The organism is Dyadobacter sp. SRI_021, assembly GCF_057586235.1.
In genome coordinates this window covers 157,923-178,834 of record NZ_JBYCZM010000012.1, presented here as the reverse complement: position 1 = coordinate 178,834, position 20,912 = coordinate 157,923, and the positions used below count along the sequence as shown (strand labels likewise).

11 protein-coding genes are annotated in these 20,912 nt (G+C 50.9%); 6 read left to right on the top strand and 5 right to left on the bottom strand.

Annotation, left to right across the window (positions count from 1 at the left end; genetic code table 11):
* Nucleotides 1-68 precede the first annotated feature (68 nt).
* Both AC2YIT_RS27835 and AC2YIT_RS27830 read left to right on the top strand, forming a co-directional pair.
* Nucleotides 69-488, top strand: a complete 420-nt coding sequence (locus tag AC2YIT_RS27835) for a hypothetical protein (RefSeq protein WP_487281358.1) — start codon at nt 69-71, stop codon at nt 486-488.
* Between the two features lie 12 nt (nt 489-500).
* The gene (locus tag AC2YIT_RS27830; protein WP_487281357.1) at nt 501-4,031 is read left to right on the top strand and encodes a VCBS repeat-containing protein; all 3,531 of its coding nucleotides are present in this window, start codon (nt 501-503) and stop codon (nt 4,029-4,031) included.
* A gap of 17 nt (nt 4,032-4,048) precedes the next feature.
* Here the strand turns inward: AC2YIT_RS27830 and AC2YIT_RS27825 are convergent, their stop codons facing one another.
* On the bottom strand, nt 4,049-5,479 hold the full coding sequence (locus AC2YIT_RS27825) for a glycoside hydrolase family 30 protein (RefSeq protein WP_487281356.1): 1,431 nt from the start codon (nt 5,477-5,479) through the stop codon (nt 4,049-4,051).
* Nucleotides 5,480-5,734: 255 nt separating this feature from the next.
* Between AC2YIT_RS27825 and AC2YIT_RS27820 the strand changes: the two genes are divergently transcribed.
* Nucleotides 5,735-8,734 (top strand): ligand-binding sensor domain-containing protein, encoded by a 3,000-nt coding sequence (locus AC2YIT_RS27820; protein ID WP_487281355.1) that lies wholly within the window; start codon nt 5,735-5,737, stop codon nt 8,732-8,734.
* 40 nt (nt 8,735-8,774) lie between these two features.
* Here AC2YIT_RS27820 and AC2YIT_RS27815 read toward each other — a convergent pair whose 3' ends face one another.
* The 4 genes from AC2YIT_RS27815 to AC2YIT_RS27800 form a co-directional block, all read right to left on the bottom strand.
* Nucleotides 8,775-10,304: a RagB/SusD family nutrient uptake outer membrane protein gene (locus AC2YIT_RS27815; RefSeq protein WP_487281354.1), complete on the bottom strand. Its 1,530-nt coding sequence runs from the start codon at nt 10,302-10,304 to the stop codon at nt 8,775-8,777.
* Between the two features lie 18 nt (nt 10,305-10,322).
* Nucleotides 10,323-13,433 carry a SusC/RagA family TonB-linked outer membrane protein gene (locus AC2YIT_RS27810; protein WP_487281353.1) on the bottom strand — a complete coding sequence of 1,037 codons (3,111 nt, stop codon included), beginning with the start codon at nt 13,431-13,433 and terminating at the stop codon, nt 10,323-10,325.
* A 250-nt stretch (nt 13,434-13,683) separates the two neighbouring features.
* Nucleotides 13,684-16,404 (bottom strand): DNA ligase D, encoded by a 2,721-nt coding sequence (ligD, locus tag AC2YIT_RS27805; protein ID WP_487281352.1) that lies wholly within the window; start codon nt 16,402-16,404, stop codon nt 13,684-13,686.
* A gap of 167 nt (nt 16,405-16,571) precedes the next feature.
* On the bottom strand, nt 16,572-17,333 hold the full coding sequence (locus tag AC2YIT_RS27800) for a DUF72 domain-containing protein (protein WP_487281351.1): 762 nt from the start codon (nt 17,331-17,333) through the stop codon (nt 16,572-16,574).
* A 139-nt stretch (nt 17,334-17,472) separates the two neighbouring features.
* On the opposite strand from AC2YIT_RS27800, the gene AC2YIT_RS27795 reads away from it, so the two are divergent.
* The 3 genes from AC2YIT_RS27795 to AC2YIT_RS27785 are packed head-to-tail and all read left to right on the top strand — an operon-like array spanning nt 17,473 to nt 20,863.
* Nucleotides 17,473-18,897 (top strand): ATP-binding protein, encoded by a 1,425-nt coding sequence (locus AC2YIT_RS27795; protein WP_487281350.1) that lies wholly within the window; start codon nt 17,473-17,475, stop codon nt 18,895-18,897.
* 35 nt (nt 18,898-18,932) lie between these two features.
* The gene (locus AC2YIT_RS27790; protein ID WP_487281349.1) at nt 18,933-20,594 is read left to right on the top strand and encodes an FAD-dependent oxidoreductase; all 1,662 of its coding nucleotides are present in this window, start codon (nt 18,933-18,935) and stop codon (nt 20,592-20,594) included.
* Nucleotides 20,594-20,863, top strand: coding sequence for a UBP-type zinc finger domain-containing protein (locus tag AC2YIT_RS27785; protein ID WP_430845993.1), 270 nt, complete (start codon nt 20,594-20,596; stop codon nt 20,861-20,863). The genes AC2YIT_RS27790 and AC2YIT_RS27785 overlap by 1 nt, the downstream gene beginning before the upstream one ends.
* Nucleotides 20,864-20,912 lie beyond the last annotated feature (49 nt).

Sequence of the window (20,912 nt, the reverse complement as noted above, 5' to 3'; positions counted from 1 at the left end):
ATGATTGAATGATTGAATGAAAAATTCTCGGTCATTCAGTCATTCAGTCATTCAAAATTAGAAACACAATGCGTCTAACCCGAATCCTACTTACCATCCTCCTCGCATCCTGCCAGACCCGCGAGCGTGCGCTTGAAGGCGTATGGCGCACGGATTCGATCCGTAACTTTGTGAATGGGTTCAGTTTTACCAATAATGCATTCGACGAGCATTGGTCGACGTTCGAGTATGGCGCCGATGGCGTAATGACCGAGCGAAAAAAGGAGAAGTTTAAAACTTACCGTTACCAGCTTCCGACCGCTGATTCGCTTGTTTATACCGATTCGACGGGCCACCGGCTGAGCGGGTTTCAGATTGTGAAATTGTCGGATGAGCATTTGATATTGAAAAAGGCGCAGAAGCCTTACCTTCTCGGAAAAAATCAGGAGCTGTATGAAGTCCGGTTTTTTACTAAAATCCACGCCGCATCTGCCGCAGGGTCACAGTAATTACATTCGCCCATGATCCGCCCGCTATCCCTGTTTGTTTGTATTGCCTGGCTTATTGGAGCCTGTACTTCCGGCAAAGACGATCAAAAGCTGTTCGAACTGCTTTCTCCGGACGAAACCGGTGTTCATTTCAATAACCGGCTCCATGAGGACGACCAGCTCAACATTCTCACCTACGAATATTTTTACAATGGCGGCGGGGTAGGTGCAGGCGATATCAACAACGATGGACTTACCGACTTGTTTTTCACCGGCAATATGACCGAGAGCAGGTTGTACATCAACAAGAGCAAAGACCAGCGAGTTGAATTTGAGGATATTACGGCAACATCCGGCATTGAAATACCCGAAGGCTGGGCCCGGGGCGTAGCGATGGTGGATATCAATGCGGACGGTTTTCTGGACATCTACGTCTGCCGCGCCGGACCTGCGCAGGCAGGCAAACTATCGAACCTGCTCTTCATCAATCAAAGAAACAACACATTTAAAGAGGAAGCCAATGCTTATGGGCTGGATTACAGCGGCAACACCACGCAAGCCGCATTCTTCGATTACGATCAAGATGGCGACCTGGATGCCTACCTCGCCACAAATGTGATGAACATGCGCGGGCCGAACAACATCCGCGCGAAGGTAAGCGACGGCTCGTCAGCCAATGCCGACCGCCTTTTTCGTAACAATGGAAACGGCACATTCACCGACATTTCGAGGGAAGCAGGCATTCTGGAAGAAGGGTACGGACTGGGTATTGCAGTTACCGATGTGAACAACGACGGTTGGCCGGATGTCTACATTTCAAATGATTACGTTTCCAACGACCTGCTCTACATCAACCAGCAGAACGGTACATTTAAAAATGAAATAGCTGCTTATTTCAAACACCAAAGCTACTCAGCGATGGGAAACGACGCGGCGGATATCGATAACGATGGGCTCATCGACTTCATCACAGTGGATATGCTGCCCGAAGATCCGGTCCGCCGCAAGAATATGTTCGGGCTGATGAACTATGACCGGCATTTGTCGGAACTGCGCATGGGCTACGAGCCGCAATTCATGCGAAATACATTGCAGCACAACGAGGGCAAAGTTCCGGGACGAAGCCAGCCTGCATTCAGTGAAATAGGGCGGTATGCCGGCGTGGAAGCCACCGATTGGAGCTGGGGGGCGTTGTTTGCCGACTATGATAACGACGGTTTCCGCGACCTGATGATCACTAATGGCTATCCCAAGGACATTACCAACCGGGATTTCGTGATTTACCGCATGGCCGAGTACGAAATGCAGATGCGTTCGGGTAGTGGTGACAGCCGCAAGTTAGCCGAAGCATTGAAAAAAGTGGAAGGTGCCCATGTGCCTAACTACCTTTTTTCCAATAATCACGACCTTACATTCACCAACAAATCAGCCGATTGGGGCTTTGATATTCCCTCATTTTCGAATGGCGCCGTTTATGCCGACTTCGACAACGATGGTGACCTGGATGTAGCGATGAATAACATCGACCGCGAAGCGTTTTTGTATGAAAACCATTCGGAGCGGAAACCCGAACAACATTCATTGACAGTCAAACTGAAAGGCCCCGCCCTGAATCGCGATGGTTTTGGAGCGAAAATCTGGCTTTGGACTGCCAAAGGCAAGCAGTATGCTGAGCATTCGCCTTACCGCGGCTACCAGTCAACGACGGAACCGAACCGTGAACATTTCGGACTTGGCAATGTTCTGCAAATGGATAGCCTGATGATCATCTGGCCCGATTCGAAGATTCAGGTGTTGAAAAATGTAAAGGCTGACCAGATCCTCGAACTGGACCACGCAAATGGCAACGCATCCGTAAATCGTCCGGCGGCCGAAGCAAGCCGTTCTCTATTCGCAGCATTGCAGAACAGCGGCATTGATTTTCGGCACAAAGATGATCTCTACATTGATTTCAAAATACAGCCGCTGTTACCCCATTTGCTATCCCAAAGCGGCCCCGGCATTGCGGTGGCAGATGTGAATGGCGATGGCCTCGACGATTTTTACGTGGGTGGAGCATTTAACCAGTCAGGCCGTATTTTTGTGCAGAGCAAACGACAACACTTCACTTCGAAAACGCTGATAACCGGCCAGAAGTATGAGGAGGATATGGGCACGCTTTTCTTCGATGCGGATGGAGATGGTGACCAGGATTTGTATGTTGTGAGCGGCAGCAATGAGTTTGAAGCCGGTTCCCGTTACTTCCAGGACAGGCTTTACATTAATGACGGAAAAGGTAATTTTAAGCTAAATGCGGGGGCACTACCACCACTCTTTGCCAGCGGTTCCACAGTAAATGCAGCTGATTTTGACCGCGACGGCGATCTCGATCTTTTCGTGGGCGGCAGACTTTCTCCCGGTGCATATCCGGTACCCGGCGAAAGTTACTTATTGCGGAACGACGGAGGCAAGTTTGCGGAAGTAACACAGCAGATTTGTCCTGAAATCCAAAGTATTGGAATGGTAAACACTGCATTGTGGACCGATTTCGACCGGGATGGCTGGGTCGATCTCATCGTCGCTGGCGAATGGATGCCTATTGTTTTCTATAAAAATAATCAGGGCAAACTGATCAACGCGAGCGCGCATACTGGCCTGACAAACACGACAGGCTGGTGGAACAGCATCGTTTCCGGCGATTTCGACGAGGATGGGGATACCGACTATGTGCTGGGCAATGTGGGGTTGAACAGTGAAGGAAAGCCCTCTATTGACAAACCTCTGACATTACTGGCCAAGGATTTCGACAAAAGCGGGACGATGGATCCGGTAATAGTCCGCTACATCGGCAACAACTTGTATCCTGCGCACCCGCGCGACGAAATGACAAGCCAGATGAACTTCCTTAAAAAGCGGTTTGTCTACTATGCCGACTACTCCAAAGCCAAAATCACGGACATTTTCAAACCCGAAGAACTGAAAGGCGCCCGTAAACTGGTTTGCGAAACCATGCAATCGGTCATGCTCGAAAACAACGGAGGCGGAAAGTTTGCATGGAGAAACCTGCCATCGGCAGCCCAAATGGGTCCTGTATATGGTCTGCTCGCAGAAGATTTCGACCACGACGGTCATCTGGATCTGTTGCTATCGGGCAACAGCCATGCTACTGAGTCAATCAGTGGCCGGCTGGACGGATTGAACGGACTTCTCATGCTGGGTAATGGCAAAGGCGGCTTCAAACCGTTAACAGCCGCGCAGAGCGGTGTTTTCGTCCCCGGCGATGCCAAGGGAATGGCGCATTTACAATTAGGTAATGGCAGCTCGCTCGTCCTCGCCTCGCAAAACAATGCACCTTTGCTGACGTTTGCAGCTGGGACAGGGGAGAAAATGGTTTACATTAAGCCAGTTTCTCAGGATGCTATCCTGATTGCAACCTATGCGGATGGCCGTTCGAAGCGTTTTGAATTAGCATATGGTTCGGGATATTTATCACAGTCGAGCCGAATTGCCACCTTGCCGCGTGATGGATTGAAGAAGGTTGTGTTGATCGATTTCAGCGGACGTTCGCGCGAGATTGCATTTTAGGTAACCTAAACAAACCATCACCACACAAACGTCCCAACGGACCCAGCTTTTAAGCTGGCGACCACGAAATTCGCTCCGTCCCGAATCGTAAATTTCTTTTCCGTATCCGAATCGTTCATGACGATCAACACTTTCTTGCCGTCGGGCCTCAGAAACGCTACATCCAACAATTTGTCGTCTGGGCTTCTGCCGATTGTCGCATTCGTACCCGAGTCGATCCGGACGGAACCCGGGAGCACAAATTTGGAAGCATGCGCGACGACGTAATATGCGGCATTGCGTGTGATATTGTCGCCGTCGATCGTCACGCCGCCCAGGCAGCGGTCGCAACCTCCGCGGTCGGTGAAGGGACGGTTTTGCGGGTTGCTAGTCAAGTTCCATTCCAAAACGGTACGGGCCCAGTTTCGCGTGGCGCCGATGGTGAGGTTCTTAATATGGTTAGGGAAATCTTTTTCAAAATTACCCGGAGCGCCCATCCATTGCTCGGTGAAATAGAGGTGCCTGTCGGGATGTGCGTCGCGGACTTTCGACAACGCATCGATGGTGCCGCCGTAGAGGTGGAATGCCGAACCGTTCACGTATTTTTTGGCTTCCGGGTCGTCGAGAATCGAGATCGGGTATTCTGGTTTATCTGCATTATGGTCGTAAACGATGATTTTTGTATTGATTTTAGCCTTCTCGAATGCAGGGCCCAAATGGTTTTTAACAAAAACTGCCTGGTCTTTCGCCAGCATCAGCAGGCTCGGGTTGTTACCGGGGTGTAATGGTTCATTTTGCACAGTAATAGCGTCGATACGAATCCCTTCTTTTTGCATATCTTGAATGTAGTGCACAAAGTATTTAGCATATGCATCGTACCATTCCGGTTTGAGGCTTCCGCCGCGGGTGTCTCCATTGTCCTTCATCCAAACCGGCGGCGACCAGGGCGAGCCAAGGATTTTCATTTTCGGGTTAATGGCCAATATCTCTTTCAAAATAGGGATCACATCGTTGCGGTCCGGACCGAGATCGAAATGCTGCATTTCCGGGTCGGTTTGGCCTTGCGGAAGATCATCGTAGGAGAATACCTTCTCATTCAGGTCGGAGGCGCCGATGCTCACGCGGAGGTAGGCCATGCCTATGCCGTTACCGGTTGTTGAAAAAAGTTCTTTCAGCAATGCGGCACGGGCAGTTTTGCTCATAGCCATCAAATGCTGCGCGCTGCCGCCGGTGAGGGTGAAGCCAAAGCCGTCGATTTCCTGAAATCTCTTCTTTGCATTGATACTGACAACCGGCACTTCGAGAACTTCATGTCTATTCAAAGTTAAAGCAGCCTGCTGCTGAAATAGGGCCGATTTATCCAGATTGGTCAGCCAGAAATCGACCTTTTTCGACTGCCCGAAAGCTACCAGGCCGGTTAGGAGGTAAATGCTCAGCAATAATGCAGGTTTAGGATTGAAGAATTTCATGCTTTTAAGTTTAGAATGTATGAGCGGTCTGCCGCTGCGGTTTAAAGTCTATGGGTTAAAATTCAGAAGTTCATCGAGACAGGCCAGTGCACCTTCGACTCATGAACTCTGAGCTCTGAACTTTGAATTCTGAACTCTCAACTCATATTGAAATACACTGAAAATAATGTAATATATTGCGAGTCCAAATGTAGGGCAACCTGCACAACAATGTGCGTATCGGGCTACTACATTACTACAACAACCCTACAAAAATTGCGAAATAAATACCCTGGCGCAGTTCTCCACTACGTCAATCCCCACATCGGTGTACTGCAATGCTGTAATATGATACGGGTGGCCGCTCTGCTTTTTCTCGTCCCGTTTATCCCGCGGTTACATGCCCAAAATACCATCGGCTTGCCCGAAGTGGTTAATTATTCCAAACAAACCTACCATGCCGGAACCCAGAACTGGGCGATCCGCCAGGGAAAGAACGGCGTGATGTATTTTGCCAACAATGAGGGCTTGCTCACTTTTGACGGCGTTTACTGGCGAACTTATCCGTTGCCGAATAAAACGAAGGTGCGGTCGCTGGAAATTGGTACGGATAACCGCATTTACATTGGCGGTGAGAACGAATTCGGCTACTTCACGCCCGATCAGCGAGGCGCTTTGCATTATGTCTCCCTGCGCGACATCCTGCATGAGCGCGACCGTGGTTTTGCCGACATCTGGAATGTGGCCGTGCTCAATGGAAGCGTGTTTTTCAGGGCCAGCAACCGCATTTTTGTGTATCAGGATAAAGCGGTCAGTGTGTTCAGCAGCGGCTCGCACTGGCGCTTTATGGGTGTTTGCAATGGCATTGCCGTGGCTCAGGACGCAGCGAGCGGCTTGTTGCGCTACGACAATGGCCGCTGGGTCCCCTGGATCACGACGGGTGGGCTACCTGCCGAATACCTCACGACGGGTCTGCTGCCTGTTGACAAGGAGAATGCACTGCTCGTCACAATGGACACGGGCCTGTACAAGCTGTCGGGCGAGCGCGCCGCCCGCTTGCAATCCGCATTCATTGACCGGATAAAAGGCGAGCGCATATATGCCGCAACACGCGTGAACGACAAGTTGATAGCCCTCGCTACAAGCCTGGGCGGCTGTTACATCGTCACCAACGAGGGCGAGTTTGTGCACCGCTTCGCGCGGGCCGATGGTTTGCAGAACAATAATGTACTCAGCGTTTTCCGGGACCAGGATAAAAATCTCTGGCTGGGGCTTGATAACGGCATCGACTTCGTTGCTTACGATAACGCCATTAAAACCTTGTATCCTGCGGCGACCAAAGATGAAGCCGGGTATGCTTCCGTGATTTACAAAGGCCGCTTGTATGTAGGTACGTCCAATGGCTTGTATTCGGTGGAAGTGGGGCAGTTCGGCGACCTGAGTTATGTCAAAGGTGCATTTACCTACGTAGAGCATTCGCGAGGGCAGGTATGGGGTCTTTCCGAGATCAATGGCCGGCTTTTGATGGCACACCACGAGGGTATTTTCGAAGTGGAAGGTAAGCAGGCGCGACCGATCGAGAAGCGCAACGGTTTCTGGGGCTTTTTGCCGCTCTCGCGGATCTACCCGGTCAAAAGAGTAGCGGTAGGGAATTATAATGGAGTCAATTTCCTGGAATATGATGGTAGTACATTCCGGCCTTCGGGCGCGGTTATGGGCTTTGACGTCGCCTCTCGTTTCCTGAGTACCGACGTCCGTGAGGAAAATGTGATCTGGACGTCGCATCCCTATCGAGGGGTGTACAGGGTGACATTGTCGGACGATGGAAAGTCACGGGCACGCCGGTACACGTACAAGGATGGACTGCCGCTTTCGCTGAACAATAATTATATATACAAGGTCAAAAACAAGATCCTGGTCGCTACGGAAAAGGGCATTTACGAATACAATACTGCTACCGACCGATTTATAGCTTCCTCCTATTATAACGGGATATTTCAGGATCTCGGCGTACGCTATCTGAAAGAAGATCACGCTGGTAACGTCTGGTTCGTTCGTGGGAAGGAGCTGGGGGTAGTAGACATGAGCGGTGGTAACCCGAAGATCATCTTCCTTCCGGAGATCAATCACAAAATGGTCTCCGGTTTCGAATATATTTATCCATTAAATGAAGAAAATATCCTCATAGGGAGCGAGAAAGGTATTTATCATATCAATTACAAAAAATACAAACAGAATAAGAGCCATATCGATGTGCAGATCAGCGCGATGCGCTCATTCGGTACGGATTCATTACTCTTCGGCGGGTATTTCGGGGAAGTGAATGAGGTGAAGAAGCAATCCGAAGATCAGGTGCCTCGTGTGGCAAACCGCTTGAATTCCGTGGGTTTTGAGTTTTCTTCCACCCTGTTCAGCCAGCAATCCAGCATTGAATATGCCTATTTCATGGAAGGTTTTGACGGCAATTGGTCGAACTGGTCGGCGCGTACTTCGAAGGAATACACGCATTTGCCGCCGGGATATTACACGTTTAAAGTAAAGGCGCGCAATAATTTCGGCAGCGAATCGGAAATAGCCGGTTACTCGTTTATGATCTTGCCGCCCTGGTACCGGACGATCTGGGCGTACCTCGGTTATGGAATGTTGGTTCTAGGTCTGGCCTGGCTGTTTTATAAATGGCAGGAAAAACGCTTCCTGCGACAGCAGCAAAAGCATTTGGAGGAACAGAAACGGCTGCAATACCTGCATCAGTTGGAGCTCGAAAAGAACGAAAAGGAGATCATCAAGCTCAAAAACGAAAAGCTGGAAGCGGAAATCCTGCACAAAAACACCGATCTGGCCACATCAGCCATGCATTTGGTGCAAAAAGCGGAGTTGCTTTCCAAACTCAAAACGGATCTGGTTAAAATCACCAAAACAGCTGAGGACGAGAAGATTAATGATGACCTGAAAAAGATGATCAAGGTCGTGGCCGATGAAAACAAGGTCGATAAGGACTGGGGCCAGTTCTCCAAGCATTTCGATAGCGTGCACAGCAATTTTCTCATTGCGTTGAAAGAGAAATATCCGAACCTGACGCCCAATGAGTTGAAGATGAGCGCCTACCTGCGCATGAATCTGTCCAGTAAGGAAATCGCGCAGCTCATGAACATTTCGCTGAGAGGGGTGGAGGTGGGGCGCTACCGGTTGCGCAAGAAATTGCAACTGCCCACCGAGGTGAATATGTTCAACTTTTTTCTCGGTTTTCATATCGACGAGTCAAAAGAAAAGGCTTAGAGCAGTGCTCCAAGCCTTTCTGATCTGGGTGTGGAACACGCTACCTTGTTCCGCCCCATTCTTTACTCTGCTCGATTTTCGTGTTTTCCAGTTCCAGCAAAGGAATCGGAAGAATTTCGTGCTTGCCGGCTACAAAACCCTTTGGCCCGAGCACGGCAGGTGCATCACCCCAGCGCACGAGGTCCATCCAACGATGGCCTTCGCCGGCGAGTTCGAGGCGACGTTCTTTTTTGATGTTTTCAAATGTGGCAGCCACCGGTTTCAGGCCTACACGGGCGCGTACCGCATTCAGGAGGGCGGCTGCACGTGTGAGGTCGCCCGCGCCGCGTACGAGGGCTTCGGCTTCCAGCAAATAGGTATCGGCCAGGCGGGTATCGTACATATTCTGCGGGAAGTTCAGCTCGGGGGCACCGGCGCCCGTCCAGCGGTCGGATTGCCGTCCCGCGAATTTTTCGAGGAAATAACCCGTATTCATATAACCTTTCTCATAACTCACAGCGCCTGCTTTTTCGAGGCTGTCCAGGTTAGCCACAGTCGCTTTGTAACGCGGGTCGAAATGGATGGCTTCGAACAGCGACGGTGTGATCGGTAGGAAGCTCCATCCGGAAACATAATCCGGTGCGGCATCCGACTTGCGGTTATAGCCGCGCGGGCCGGTAATGATATTCATCACGTTCCCCTCGGTACACGACACGCAGCTCCATCCGCCGGCGGAGGTATTGGTGTACGAAAGTTCAAAAATAGATTCGCTGTTGAACTTGTTCTTGGTCTTGAACAGGTCGCCGAAGTTGTCGAGCAATTTGTAGCCATAGGCATTGCTACCACCCGGGGTACCGTTTACCTTCGCCAGTTCCTGTGCTGCCTGCGCGAATTTGTTTTGATACAAATACACTTTGCCCAAAATCGCATGCGCTGCCCCTTGTCCTGCGCGCCCGCCTTCCGTTGCCACATTGATGATAACCGGCAGATCGGCGATAGCTTCCGACAAATCCTTTTCGATTTGTGCATAAACTTCCGCCGGGGTTGCTTGCAGCACATCGTACATTTCCTGCGTGGAAATCGTGCGGGTGAATAGCGGCACATTCCTGAACAACCTTACGAGTTCGAAATAGAAATACCCGCGGAGGAATTTTGCCTCGGCTGTATAGCGCTTTTTCAGGGTTTCATCCATCGGTACCGCAGGGAGTTTTTCGAGAATGGCGTTCGTGCGGAACACGCCCGAGAAGCCTTTTCTCCATAGCTCTCCCTGTGGTCCGGTGGTCGGGTTTAGGGTATAGTTGGAAATGACCTGGAAATCCATGATATCGCTCGGACCGCCGCCGCCCGCGTAGTGGTCGTCGGAAGCTGCATTCATGGTAGCAATCGTGGAAACGTAGCCGTTACCCTGCCAGCCCACCACATCGTAGGCAGCCACAAGGCCGTTGAATGCCTCTTCCTGGTTACGGTAATAGTTCGCTTCGAGGTTCAGCCCTTTGGGTTTTACGTCCAGGAAGCTGTCGGAGCAGGACATGAGCTGCAAACCGGCGGTCAACGCCAGGACAGTCACGAATTTATTATATCTCAATTTCATTTTATTCGTATTAATCAATTAAAAACCAATGTTCAAACCTACCATGAAGCTGCGCGCCTGCGGGTAAATGCCCTTGTCGATGCTGAGCACGCTTCCGCCGATCTCCGGATCATAGCCGGTGTATTTGGTGAGGGTAAACAAGTTCTGGCTCATTACATACACACGTGCCTTTTTCATGGCCACTTTGCTGATGATTGCCGTAGGCAGCGAGTAGCCGATTTGCAGCGTTTTCAGACGGAAGAAGTCGCCTTTTTCCAGGTAGAAGCTCGACGGGTTCTGGAAGTTCTTGTTCGGGTCGCCGTTCACGATGCGTGGGAAAGTGGTGGAAGTACCCGGGCCTGTCCAGCGGTCAAGGGCGTCGGTTTGCCAGTTGGCATTGGCGATATCGAGGCGGCGAAGCCCCTGGAAGATCTGGTTGCCTGCAACGCCCTGGCCGAATACCACGATGTCGAAACCTTTGTAAGCGGCATTCAAAGTCAAGCCATAGTTCCATTTCGGGGTAGGGTTGCCGATGAACGTCCGGTCGGTTTCGGTGATCACACCGTCGCCATTCAGGTCGGCCCATTTGAAATCGCCCGGTTTGGCATTCGGCTGGATTTTCTTGCCCTCGGCGGAAACGTGTGAATCCACTTCTTCCTGCGTCTGGAAAATGCCCTGGTTTAGATAACCAAAGAAGGAGCCGATCGGCTGGCCCACCTGGGTGCGCGTAATCGGGGGCGCTCCCTGGAAGCTCGCGCCGCCCGACAAATACTGCACACCATTACCCAGGTTTGTTACTTCATTTTTTATATAGGAAACGTTTCCGTTGACGGAGAAATCAACTTGTCCGAGGCGTTTGCGGAAGCCCAATTCCAATTCTACACCTGTGTTTTTCATATCGGCGATGTTGGCGGCCGGGTTGGAAATGGCGCCTACATAGCCCGGAATGCGTGGATTTTGCAGAATATCCTTCGTCGCTTTTTTGAACCACTCGAAAGTCACATTCACATTGTTGAAGATCGTCGCATCGAAACCGATGTTGGTCTGGCTGGTCTGTTCCCATTTCAGATCCGGGTTGGCAGGGGCATTGGGGCTGTAACCGATGATGTAGCTGCCCGAGGTCCCAATGGTGTAGTTACGGCCGCTGCCGATGGTCGACAGGTAAGCGAAGTCGCCGATGCCGTCGTTACCCACCACGCCGTAACCTCCGCGGAATTTCAGAAAGTTAACCGCATTGTTTGTGGGGAAGAAAGCCTCACGCGAAAGCACCCAGCCCAGGGAGAATGAGGGGAAGACACCGTACTTGTGGTTCGAACCGAAGCGGGAAGAGCCGTCGCGGCGAACCAATGCCTGCACGAGGTATTTTTCATCAAAATCATAGTTCAAACGGGCAAAGAGCGAGCTTACGGTGTGTTTTGCGCCCTCAGAGCCGTCGGAGTTACGCTGGTCGGCCGGTACCTTGAAGTTCAGGGAAGCGTCATCGAAGTTGTCGGCCGGGACGTTGAAGAATGTCACACTCGTCATTCTTGTGTTGTTATCCAGATAGGCACCTTGTCCTACGAGCACGTTCACATTATGCAGGCCGATAGGGCGGGTGTAAGAGATGGTATTTTCCAGATTATAGTCGAAACGGCGGTTGTTGGTGCGGTTGAAACTCGTTTGTGAGCTCACCGAAGCTGCATTCAGCCATGAAATAGGAGTGAAGCTCTCGTTGCCCCAGAATGCCAGCTTGCTACCAATGGTCGATTTCAATTGCAGGCCTTTGATCGGCTCGGCCATCAGGTAAGCATTACCCACGACGTTGTCGGACCAACTGTAATTACCCAAACGGGTTTGGATATACGCAAGCGGGTTGCTCATCTCCTGGCCAACGGCCTGAGAGATGCCGTAAGGATTACCATTCGCGTCGCGACGGATGCCCTTGTTGGTGTAAGGCGCCGCGTTGGCTACCGCAGGATCAGTGATTACTGCCGGTGTAATAGGGTCGAGATTAATAGCCGAGCTCAATGGTCCTCCGAATTCGCTGTTGGTATTGCCTAACCCCACCGATTTATCGTGTGCATAACCCAGGTTCTGGCCGAATGTGAGCCATTTTGCCAGTTTGTGCTCCGAATTGAGGCGGATGCTGGTTCTTTTGTACTTTGAAATGTCGGTCGCAACGATGCCTTCCTGGTTGAGGTAACCGAATGAAAGATAGAAAGTTGACTTGTCCGTGCCGCCGCTGATGCTCAGCTCGTGGTTCTGGCGTTTGGCGCTGTTGTTGAAGATCAAAGACTGCCAGTCGGTACCCTTGCCGAATGCCGCAGGGTTGGCGTATGGAGCCGGTTGGCCTGCATTCACGGCCGCTTCGTTGCGGATCGTCGCATATTGGGTAGCGTCTAGCAGGTCGAGTTTCCGTGCAGGTGCCTGTACGCCGATGTAGCCATTGTAATTTACCCGAATGCCGCCCGCCTTTCCTTTTTTAGTGGTAACCAAAATCACCCCCGCGGCAGCCCGTGCGCCGTAAATGGCTTGCGAGGCAGCGTCTTTTAGTACTTCAATCGACTCAATATCAGACTGGTTCAGATATCCGATGCCGCCGTTGTCGACCACCACACCGTCCACCACGTACAATGGATCGTTGTTGTTCAGTGTCGTGACCCCGCGTACCCGCACGGTCGCGGCCGAACCCGGTTGACCGGAGTTTGAAGCGATTGTAAGGCCGGAAGTCCGGCCTTGCAACGCTTCTTCCAAACGGTTAATCGGCATTGATTGTAAATCGGAGGCCTTCACGCTCGAAATAGCGCCCGTAACGACGCTTTTCTTTTGCGCACCATAGCCTACCACTACTACTTCGTTGAGGTTATCGACGGATTCTTCGAGTTGAAAGTTGATTTCGGATTGGTTACCCACAGGGACTTTTTGGGTGACCATCCCGATGAAACTGGCTACTAATACGGAGTTGGGTTGCACCTCGATCGAGTAATTACCGGCTGCGTCGGTGATAGTCGCGTAGTTGGTGCCTTCTACTACCACGGTAGCGCCTACCAGCTCTTCGCCCTTTGTTTTGACAGACACTTTACCCTTGATTACCCGGCTTTGGGCTAAGGCGGTCTGTACCAGGCCATATAGCATCAGCACACTACATAATAGTACAAATCTTTTGCTCATAAATGTTAGTATTAAAAATTAGTAGAAGCGGCAAATGATCTTTGCCCAATTAATTATTGAAAAAGTAATACTTGTGGTATCGCTGGCAAAGGTAGGAGCACAAAGAGGCAGCAGGGTAGCAAAGCATTACTACATTACTACCTCATATTGCACAAGTGAAATGTTTTCACGGAAAAATCGCCCCTACATTACTACTACAATGAGGGGTTTGCTGGTTATTTATTAACAAAAAGTAGGAGGATTTTGACTTTTAGCCGGCAGTTAAATCCATTTTGCCGATCACTTCTTCGAGGTCGATACCCTCGCCCAAAACCGGCTTAAAGAGGTCGCCTTCGTGCTGAATACGTTCCATCGCATTGAAAATCGTGAAGTCTTTCAGTTGCAATCCCTTCTTTACCTCGTCCCAATGCAGCGGCATCGAAACGGTAGCGCCGGGCTTTGGGCGTACCGAATAGGGCGCGGCCAGTGTGGCCTTGGGCCGGTTTTGAAGATAGTCGATGTAGAGCTTGCCTTTGCGGTTTTTGGTGAGGCGCTCCACGCTGGTGAAATCGGGGAGCTGCTGTTGTACCTGGCCCGCCACCCATTCGGCAAAGAGCTGACATTGGTCGTAGCTGTATTTTGCGCCGAGCGGAATGTAAATATGCAGGCCGGTTGAGCCGGAGGTTTTGCAATAGGAGGGTACCTTCAGGGAGTCGAGAAGGCTTTTGATGGCCTGCGCCGTTTCTATCACTTGTTCGAATGTATTGCCGGTGTCTGGGTCGAGGTCGAGCAGGCACCAGTCGGGATTGTCGGGAGTTTCCACGCGGCTGTTCCAGGGGTTCACGTCGATGGCCCCCAGGTTGGCCATATACAGCAATGTGGCCTCGTCGTTGCAGAGCATGAAATTTTTGTGCTCGCCCTCCGAGATGTAAGGTGTCGTTTCGATCCAGTCGGGTACTTTGCCGGTGACGTCTTTCTGGTAAAAACTTTTGCCTTTAATGCCATTGGGAAAGCGGTTGAGCGACAGCGGGCGGTTTTCGAGGTAAGGCAAGATGAATGGCGCGACCTGGTAGTAATAGTTGATCAATTCGCGTTTCTGGATTTTATCGTCGGGCCAGTAGAGTTTCCCCAGGTTTGAGAACTTGACCTCATGCCCATTGATTTTCCGGACCTGCGTTTCATCCTTCGGGTTCAAAAGGCTTTTTCTTTTGGCTTTGGCCGGCTTTTTAATGATTTCTTTCCCTGTGTTTTCGGGTTCATCGATCAATTCCTCAGCCGGCTTTTCTATTTCGCGCACCACTTCCTTGGCCGATTTGTCCTCCCGCATACCTTCGAACGACGGATGCCTGAACACCCCATCCTGGGTGATTTCGGTAAAACTGATTTCGCATACCAACTCCGGTTTTAGCCAGGTCGCGTTCGCATGCGGCGGGTTCGGGCGGAAGCGCAAGGGTTTATTGTAGTCGGGCGTTTCCTTGAACGGGCTTTTAGGGGTAACTAATGGTTTGAAAAGCGCCATCATCTCCTTCTGTTGTTTTTCTTTGAAACCGGTGCCTACTTTGCCGACATAACGCAGCTCGCCTTTGTCGTAAGCGGCTAAAAGCAATGCGCTGAAAAGCTTGGAGGAGCCTTCGTTCAGGGTATAGCCCGCAATAACCACCTCCTGCCGCTTGTTGATCTTGATTTTGAGCCAGTCGCGCGTGCGGATGCCCGGGTAATATTCACTGTCCGATTTCTTGGCCATAATGCCTTCGAGCCCCATCTTTTGTGCCGCCTCAAAGAATGCCTTGCCATCCGCGGCGATGCTGTACCCCAGCTGAACGGGACTGTTTTCATCTACAATGCTTTGCAAAATGGCTTTCCGTTCGGTCAGCGGCAAATGAATGAGGCTCTTGCCTTCCATCCACAGAATGTCGAATGCATAGTAGACCAGTTCTCCGTCCGCCTCACTCCGCCAGTTTTGTAATGCATTGAAATCGGAGAGACCGTTTTCGTTGATGACTACAATTTCCCCGTCGATCACGGCGTCGATCTTCCATTTTTGCAATTGCTGGTAAATCGGATAAAACTTGTCGTTGAACGATTTCCTGTTCCGCGATTGCAGGCGTACCTCGCCCTTGTTCAGGTATGCCAATGCCCGGTATCCGTCCCATTTGACCTCGTATTCCCAACCGGGATCGTCAAACGGTCCGTCGACCAGTGTGGCCAGCATGGGCTGCATATCATCCGGAAACTTTTGCTTTTTGCCCTTTTTCAGAATATCCGCTATGTCTACGTCCGGACTTTTTTTTTCTGCTGCGTCTTCCGCCGGATCTTTGGCTTCGGCTTTTGATTTAACAGACCCTTTGGTTTTTGAAGATTTCTTCTCTTCGCGGTTACTTTCCCAAACTGCGTCGCCGGCTTTCTCGATACCGTTCAGAGTCCTGCGGGATACAGCTGAGCGGTCTTTTTCGGTAATATCTTCCTCGGAGGCATATTTGTCGCGGTGCTTAATGAGCAGCCAGGCATTGTCTTCCATGCCTTTTGTTTTCACCAGAGCATATTCCCCCTTCAATTTTTTGCCGTTCAGCCGTACTTTTAAAGAGCCGGAATACAGTTCTTTCAACGCGAGTTTTTCCTGTGCCTTTTTGCCTTTAACACCTTTCAATTGGCCGTTCTTTTCTTCCAAAGGCTCGTAAGTGCCGAAATCCCAGACCATCACCGTTCCCGCGCCGTAGTTTCCTTCGGGAATAATGCCTTCAAAATCCTTGTAATCATAAGGGTGGTCTTCTACCATCATCGCCAGGCGCTTGACCGACGGATCCGTCGACGGGCCTTTCGGTACTGCCCAGCTTTTGAGTACCCCATCCATTTCCAGCCTGAAATCGTAATGCAGGCGCGTGGCGTCGTGTTTTTGTATCACGAAAATGAGCTCGTCTTTGGCCGCTTTGCCGCCTTTCGGCTCCGGCGTTTTGTCGAAGGAACGTTTTTCGTTGTATTTGGTAAGGCTCATGGCGGCGATGCGGTTAATGGATGATAATTTTGAATGACTGAATGACTGAATGACTGAATGACTGAATGAGCGATTCAACGAGACGAGTATCAATTAGATCATATGATTATTTACAAGTCCTTATTTATTTTATTCAATCATTCAATCATTCAATCATTCAATCAATTTCAACGTGCCAGTTCGTGGATATTGGCGTCGACCAGTTCCTGCAATTTCCTGGCGTTATCCAGGGCGTATCCGCCGACATCGTTGTTGAAAAATGCCCATACCTGATGCCCGTTGTCGGCCCAGGCGGTGAATTTTTCGGCGTAGTTGTCGAGTACGTCGTCGGAATAGGACGAGCTGTACAGCGACGACGGTCCGTGGAAACGCACGTAAATGTCTTTGGCAGTAATTTCTTCTTGGTAGGGGAAACGGTCGGCTTGCGAAAAAACGAGCGTAATGCGATGCTTTTTCATCAGCCGGATACTTTCCTCCGAAAACCAGGACGCGTGCCGTACTTCCAGCGCGAAGCGGAAATCTTTGTACTGATCGGTTTCCTCGTAAAATGCGCCGGCTACATCGGCATGGTACCTGGAATTGGCAGGCAATTGAATGAGTACAGGGCCAAGGTGTTTTTTAAATGGACCGAAAACACTGAAAAAGCGTTCCAATGGCTCCTCCGGATCGTGAAGCTTCTTCAAATGGCTCAGGTACCGGCTCATTTTAGGACAGAAACGGAAATTTTCGGGTACCGTATCGACCCACTTCGCCACGATCTCTTTGGTCGGCATTTTGTAAAAGCTGTTGTTGATCTCCGAAACCGGAAAATGTCGGACGTAGAATGCCAGGTAGTCCGCAGGCTTTACCGTTTCCGGATAGAAAATGCCTTTCCAATGTTTGTAGCTCCAACCTGAGGTGCCTATGTGTATCTTTCGCTCCACTTTCATTATCAATTCGTTGTGGAGCCATTGAAAGCAATAATCGTACCGAAGGATAGTGAGCACATTCCTTACGATAGTGACTGATGTCCGGGTGTAAATCTCAAAAACGCTGCTTTAATGCCGATTTATTTCGAAATTGGCTGCATTGATCACAACCATTGGTTCTATTATGAAGGATATCGGCGTAAAGGATTTGCAAGCCATCGAGGTTTTTCGCGAAGTACCGGAAGACCAGCTACAATGGATGATAGATCGCAGCCAGCATTACGAATTGCAGGAGGGCGATATGATGATCAGGCCTGGGGAACCGCTGGTGGGCACGCATGTCATTTTTTCGGGCCGGATCGAACTGTACCGGCTTCAAAACAATACCAAACAAATTATCGCCGAACTTTTGCCGGGTACCGTCACGGGCGCTCTACCGTTTTCGCGTGGGAAAATAGCCATTGCTTACGGCGTGTGCCTCGAAACAGCCCAGCTGATGACGTTTCCGAAAGAGTTATTGCGGGACCTTGTGACCTCGCATTACGAGCTCACGCAGGCGCTGGTGATCGTGATGACCTCGCGCGTAAGAGAGTTCACGGAGCTGGAACAGCAGAATGAGAAGATGATGGCGCTCGGCAAGCTCTCGGCCGGATTGGCCCATGAACTGAATAACCCCGCAGCGGCGATCGTGCGGAGTTCCGCGTCGTTGAAAGAGCATTTGCTGATGCAGCCCGATTCGTTCAAATCGCTGCTTTCGATCCATTTGTCGCACGAGGAAATCGACCTTTTAAACAGTAAAATGGTGAGCTTGCTCAACAATACCAATCGACCGGTACTGTCCATGATGAAGCGCTCGGAGAAGGAGGACGAAATCCTCGACTGGCTCGACATGAATAATATCGAGGGCTGCGAGGATATTGCGGATAATCTCGTCGAGTTCGGGGTAGGAGAAGCCGATCTGGAAATGCTGAAAAGCAAAATCAACCACGAAGACCTATCGCCTGTGCTGACCTGGATCAACAACAGTCTGACGACCGAGCGTATGGTGGCGGACATTCAGGAGGCATCCAAACGCATTGCGGAGCTGGTTGGATCTGTGAAAACCTTCACACATATGGACCGCGGGGGCGAGCGCGAGTACGTGGATATTCACGTTGGTATCCGTAACACGCTCATTATGCTGAACTATAAATTGAAAAAGGGCAATATTAAAGTGACGGAGGATTTTGACCTGACTTTGCCGCCTGTGAAAGCGATGGTTGGCGAGCTCAACCAGGTCTGGACGAACCTGATCGATAATGCGATCGACGCCCTGGAAAATCAATCGAATCCGGAACTGACGCTCATTACGCGGCGTGACAAGGAATTTGTGAAGGTAACCGTGTGCGATAATGGCCCGGGGGTTCCGGCCGAGATACGTTCGAAGATCTTCGATCCGTTCTTTACCACCAAGTCGGTCGGGAAAGGCACTGGATTGGGACTTGACGTTGTGAACCGGATCGTGCGCCAGCACCGGGGCACCGTGACGCTGCATTCCCAAACCGGCCGCACCGAGTTTGTGGTATGTTTCCCGTTTAATGGATAATTTTAATTCTCAACTCATATTTAAAAGAGGCTCCCATGGCATTGCCTATTATATTTTCGATTGACGATGATCCGCAGGTGCTCCGGGCGATCAGTCGCGACCTGAAATCTCATTACCGCGAAAAATACCGGATATTAAGTACGACTTCCGTGGCCGAGGCAATGGAAAGCCTGCTCGAATTGCAGAACCGCGGCGACGAGGTGGCGATGTTCATCTCCGATCAGCGGATGCCTGAGATGCAGGGGGTGGATTTCCTTCAAAAGGCGATGAAAATGTTCCCGTTCGCCAAAAGGGTATTGCTTACGGCCTATTCGGATACCGAGGCGGCCATCAAGGCGATCAACGATGTCCAGCTCGATTATTACCTGATGAAACCCTGGGACCCGCCGGAGGAAAAGCTCTACCCGGCGATCGACGAGCTGCTTCGCGACTGGCAGGGCAACTACCGCCCCGATTTCAAGGGTATTAAAGTGATAGGTTATCAATTCTCGCCCAAAGCGCATGAAATCAAGGACTTCCTGGCGGGTAACCTGGTGCCTTACCTGTGGCTGGACGCCGAATCGAACGAAACCGGTCGGCAGATTTCAGAGAGCAATAACCTATGCCCGGTCGATTTTCCGGTAGTGATTTTTGAAGATGGTTCTTTGCTGAAAACGCCGTCGCTGATCGATATTGCCGAGCGCATTGGCCTGAATCCCAAGACGAAGCAGCAGATTTACGATGTGGTAATTATCGGCGCAGGTCCCGCAGGATTAGCAGCGTCGGTATATGGCGCGTCAGAAGGTTTAAGTACTTTATTGATCGAACGGAAAGCGCCAGGTGGACAGGCCGGTACGAGCTCCCGGATCGAGAATTACCTCGGCTTTCCGACCGGTTTGAGTGGTGCCGAACTGACGCGCCGCGCGATCACGCAGGCGACGCGATTCGGGACCGAGTTCTTGTCTCCACAGTTTGTGAAAGAGATTAAGTTGAAGGATAAATATAAAACTGTGGTGCTGGGCGACGGCAGTGAAGTGAATGCGAAGGCGGTCGTGATCACGACGGGCGTCGATTACCGTAAACTGGATACCAGCGGGGTAGAGGATTTTACAGGAAAAGGTATTTACTACGGAGCGGCCAGTACCGAAGCGAGCTCATGCGGGAACAAGGATGTGTATGTGCTGGGCGGTGGCAATTCGGCCGGGCAGGCGGCTATGTATTTGTCGAAATTCGCACGCAATGTGTATATCCTGATCAGAAAAAATGACCTGACGTCGTCCATGTCGTCGTACCTGATCGACCAGATCGCCGGCACGGAGAATATCAATGTGCTGGGCTGCACGGAAATCGTCGAAGCACAGGGCGACGGCCACCTTGAGAGACTGAAACTCGTAGATTTGAATACGAGTGAAGAGCGCACGGTTTCGGCTGACGCTCTGTTCATTTTCATCGGTGCCAAGCCCTATACCGACTGGGTAGGCCTCGAAATCATCAAAAACAAGAAGGGTTTTATCGAGACGGGCCGTGACATGAAGAATTACGAGAATTTCAAGGAAATCTGGAAGGCCGATCGTGATCCTTATCTGCTTGAAACGAGCTCACCGGGCATTTTTGCCGCGGGCGACGTACGTGCGGGTGCGATGAACCGCGTGACGTCCGCGGTAGGCGAGGGGTCGATGTCCATCAGTTTTGTTCACCAATATCTAAGCGAAGTATAATGAGCCAGGTTTGTAAGCATATAGAAGATATTCAGGAGATTAAGGTAGCCGACGAGCTGGTATGCGAGGAATGTAAGAAGGTCGATGGCTGGTGGGTACACTTGCGGACCTGTCAGACCTGCGGCGCTACCCTGTGCTGCGATAGCTCGCCGTCTAAGCACATGACCAGGCATTTCCACCGCACTGGCCACCCCGTAGCCTCCTCAGCCGAGCCGGGGGAAAAGTGGCTCTGGTGCTATAAGGACGAGGCGTTTGTGGAGTATGATTGAATGATTGAATGACTGAATGACTGAATGACTGAATGACTGAATGATTGAA

Bases quoted from the DNA above. Each gene is read 5' to 3' on its own strand.
- AC2YIT_RS27835 (WP_487281358.1), top strand. From the start codon at position 69: ATGCGTCTAACCCGAATCCTACTTACCATCCTCCTCGCATCCTGCCAG.
- AC2YIT_RS27830 (WP_487281357.1), top strand. From the start codon at position 501: ATGATCCGCCCGCTATCCCTGTTTGTTTGTATTGCCTGGCTTATTGGA.
- AC2YIT_RS27825 (WP_487281356.1), bottom strand. From the start codon at position 5,479: ATGAAATTCTTCAATCCTAAACCTGCATTATTGCTGAGCATTTACCTC.
- AC2YIT_RS27815 (WP_487281354.1), bottom strand. From the start codon at position 10,304: ATGAAATTGAGATATAATAAATTCGTGACTGTCCTGGCGTTGACCGCC.
- AC2YIT_RS27810 (WP_487281353.1), bottom strand. From the start codon at position 13,433: ATGAGCAAAAGATTTGTACTATTATGTAGTGTGCTGATGCTATATGGC.
- ligD (WP_487281352.1), bottom strand. From the start codon at position 16,404: ATGAGCCTTACCAAATACAACGAAAAACGTTCCTTCGACAAAACGCCG.
- AC2YIT_RS27800 (WP_487281351.1), bottom strand. From the start codon at position 17,333: ATGAAAGTGGAGCGAAAGATACACATAGGCACCTCAGGTTGGAGCTAC.
- AC2YIT_RS27790 (WP_487281349.1), top strand. From the start codon at position 18,933: ATGGCATTGCCTATTATATTTTCGATTGACGATGATCCGCAGGTGCTC.
- AC2YIT_RS27785 (WP_430845993.1), top strand. From the start codon at position 20,594: ATGAGCCAGGTTTGTAAGCATATAGAAGATATTCAGGAGATTAAGGTA.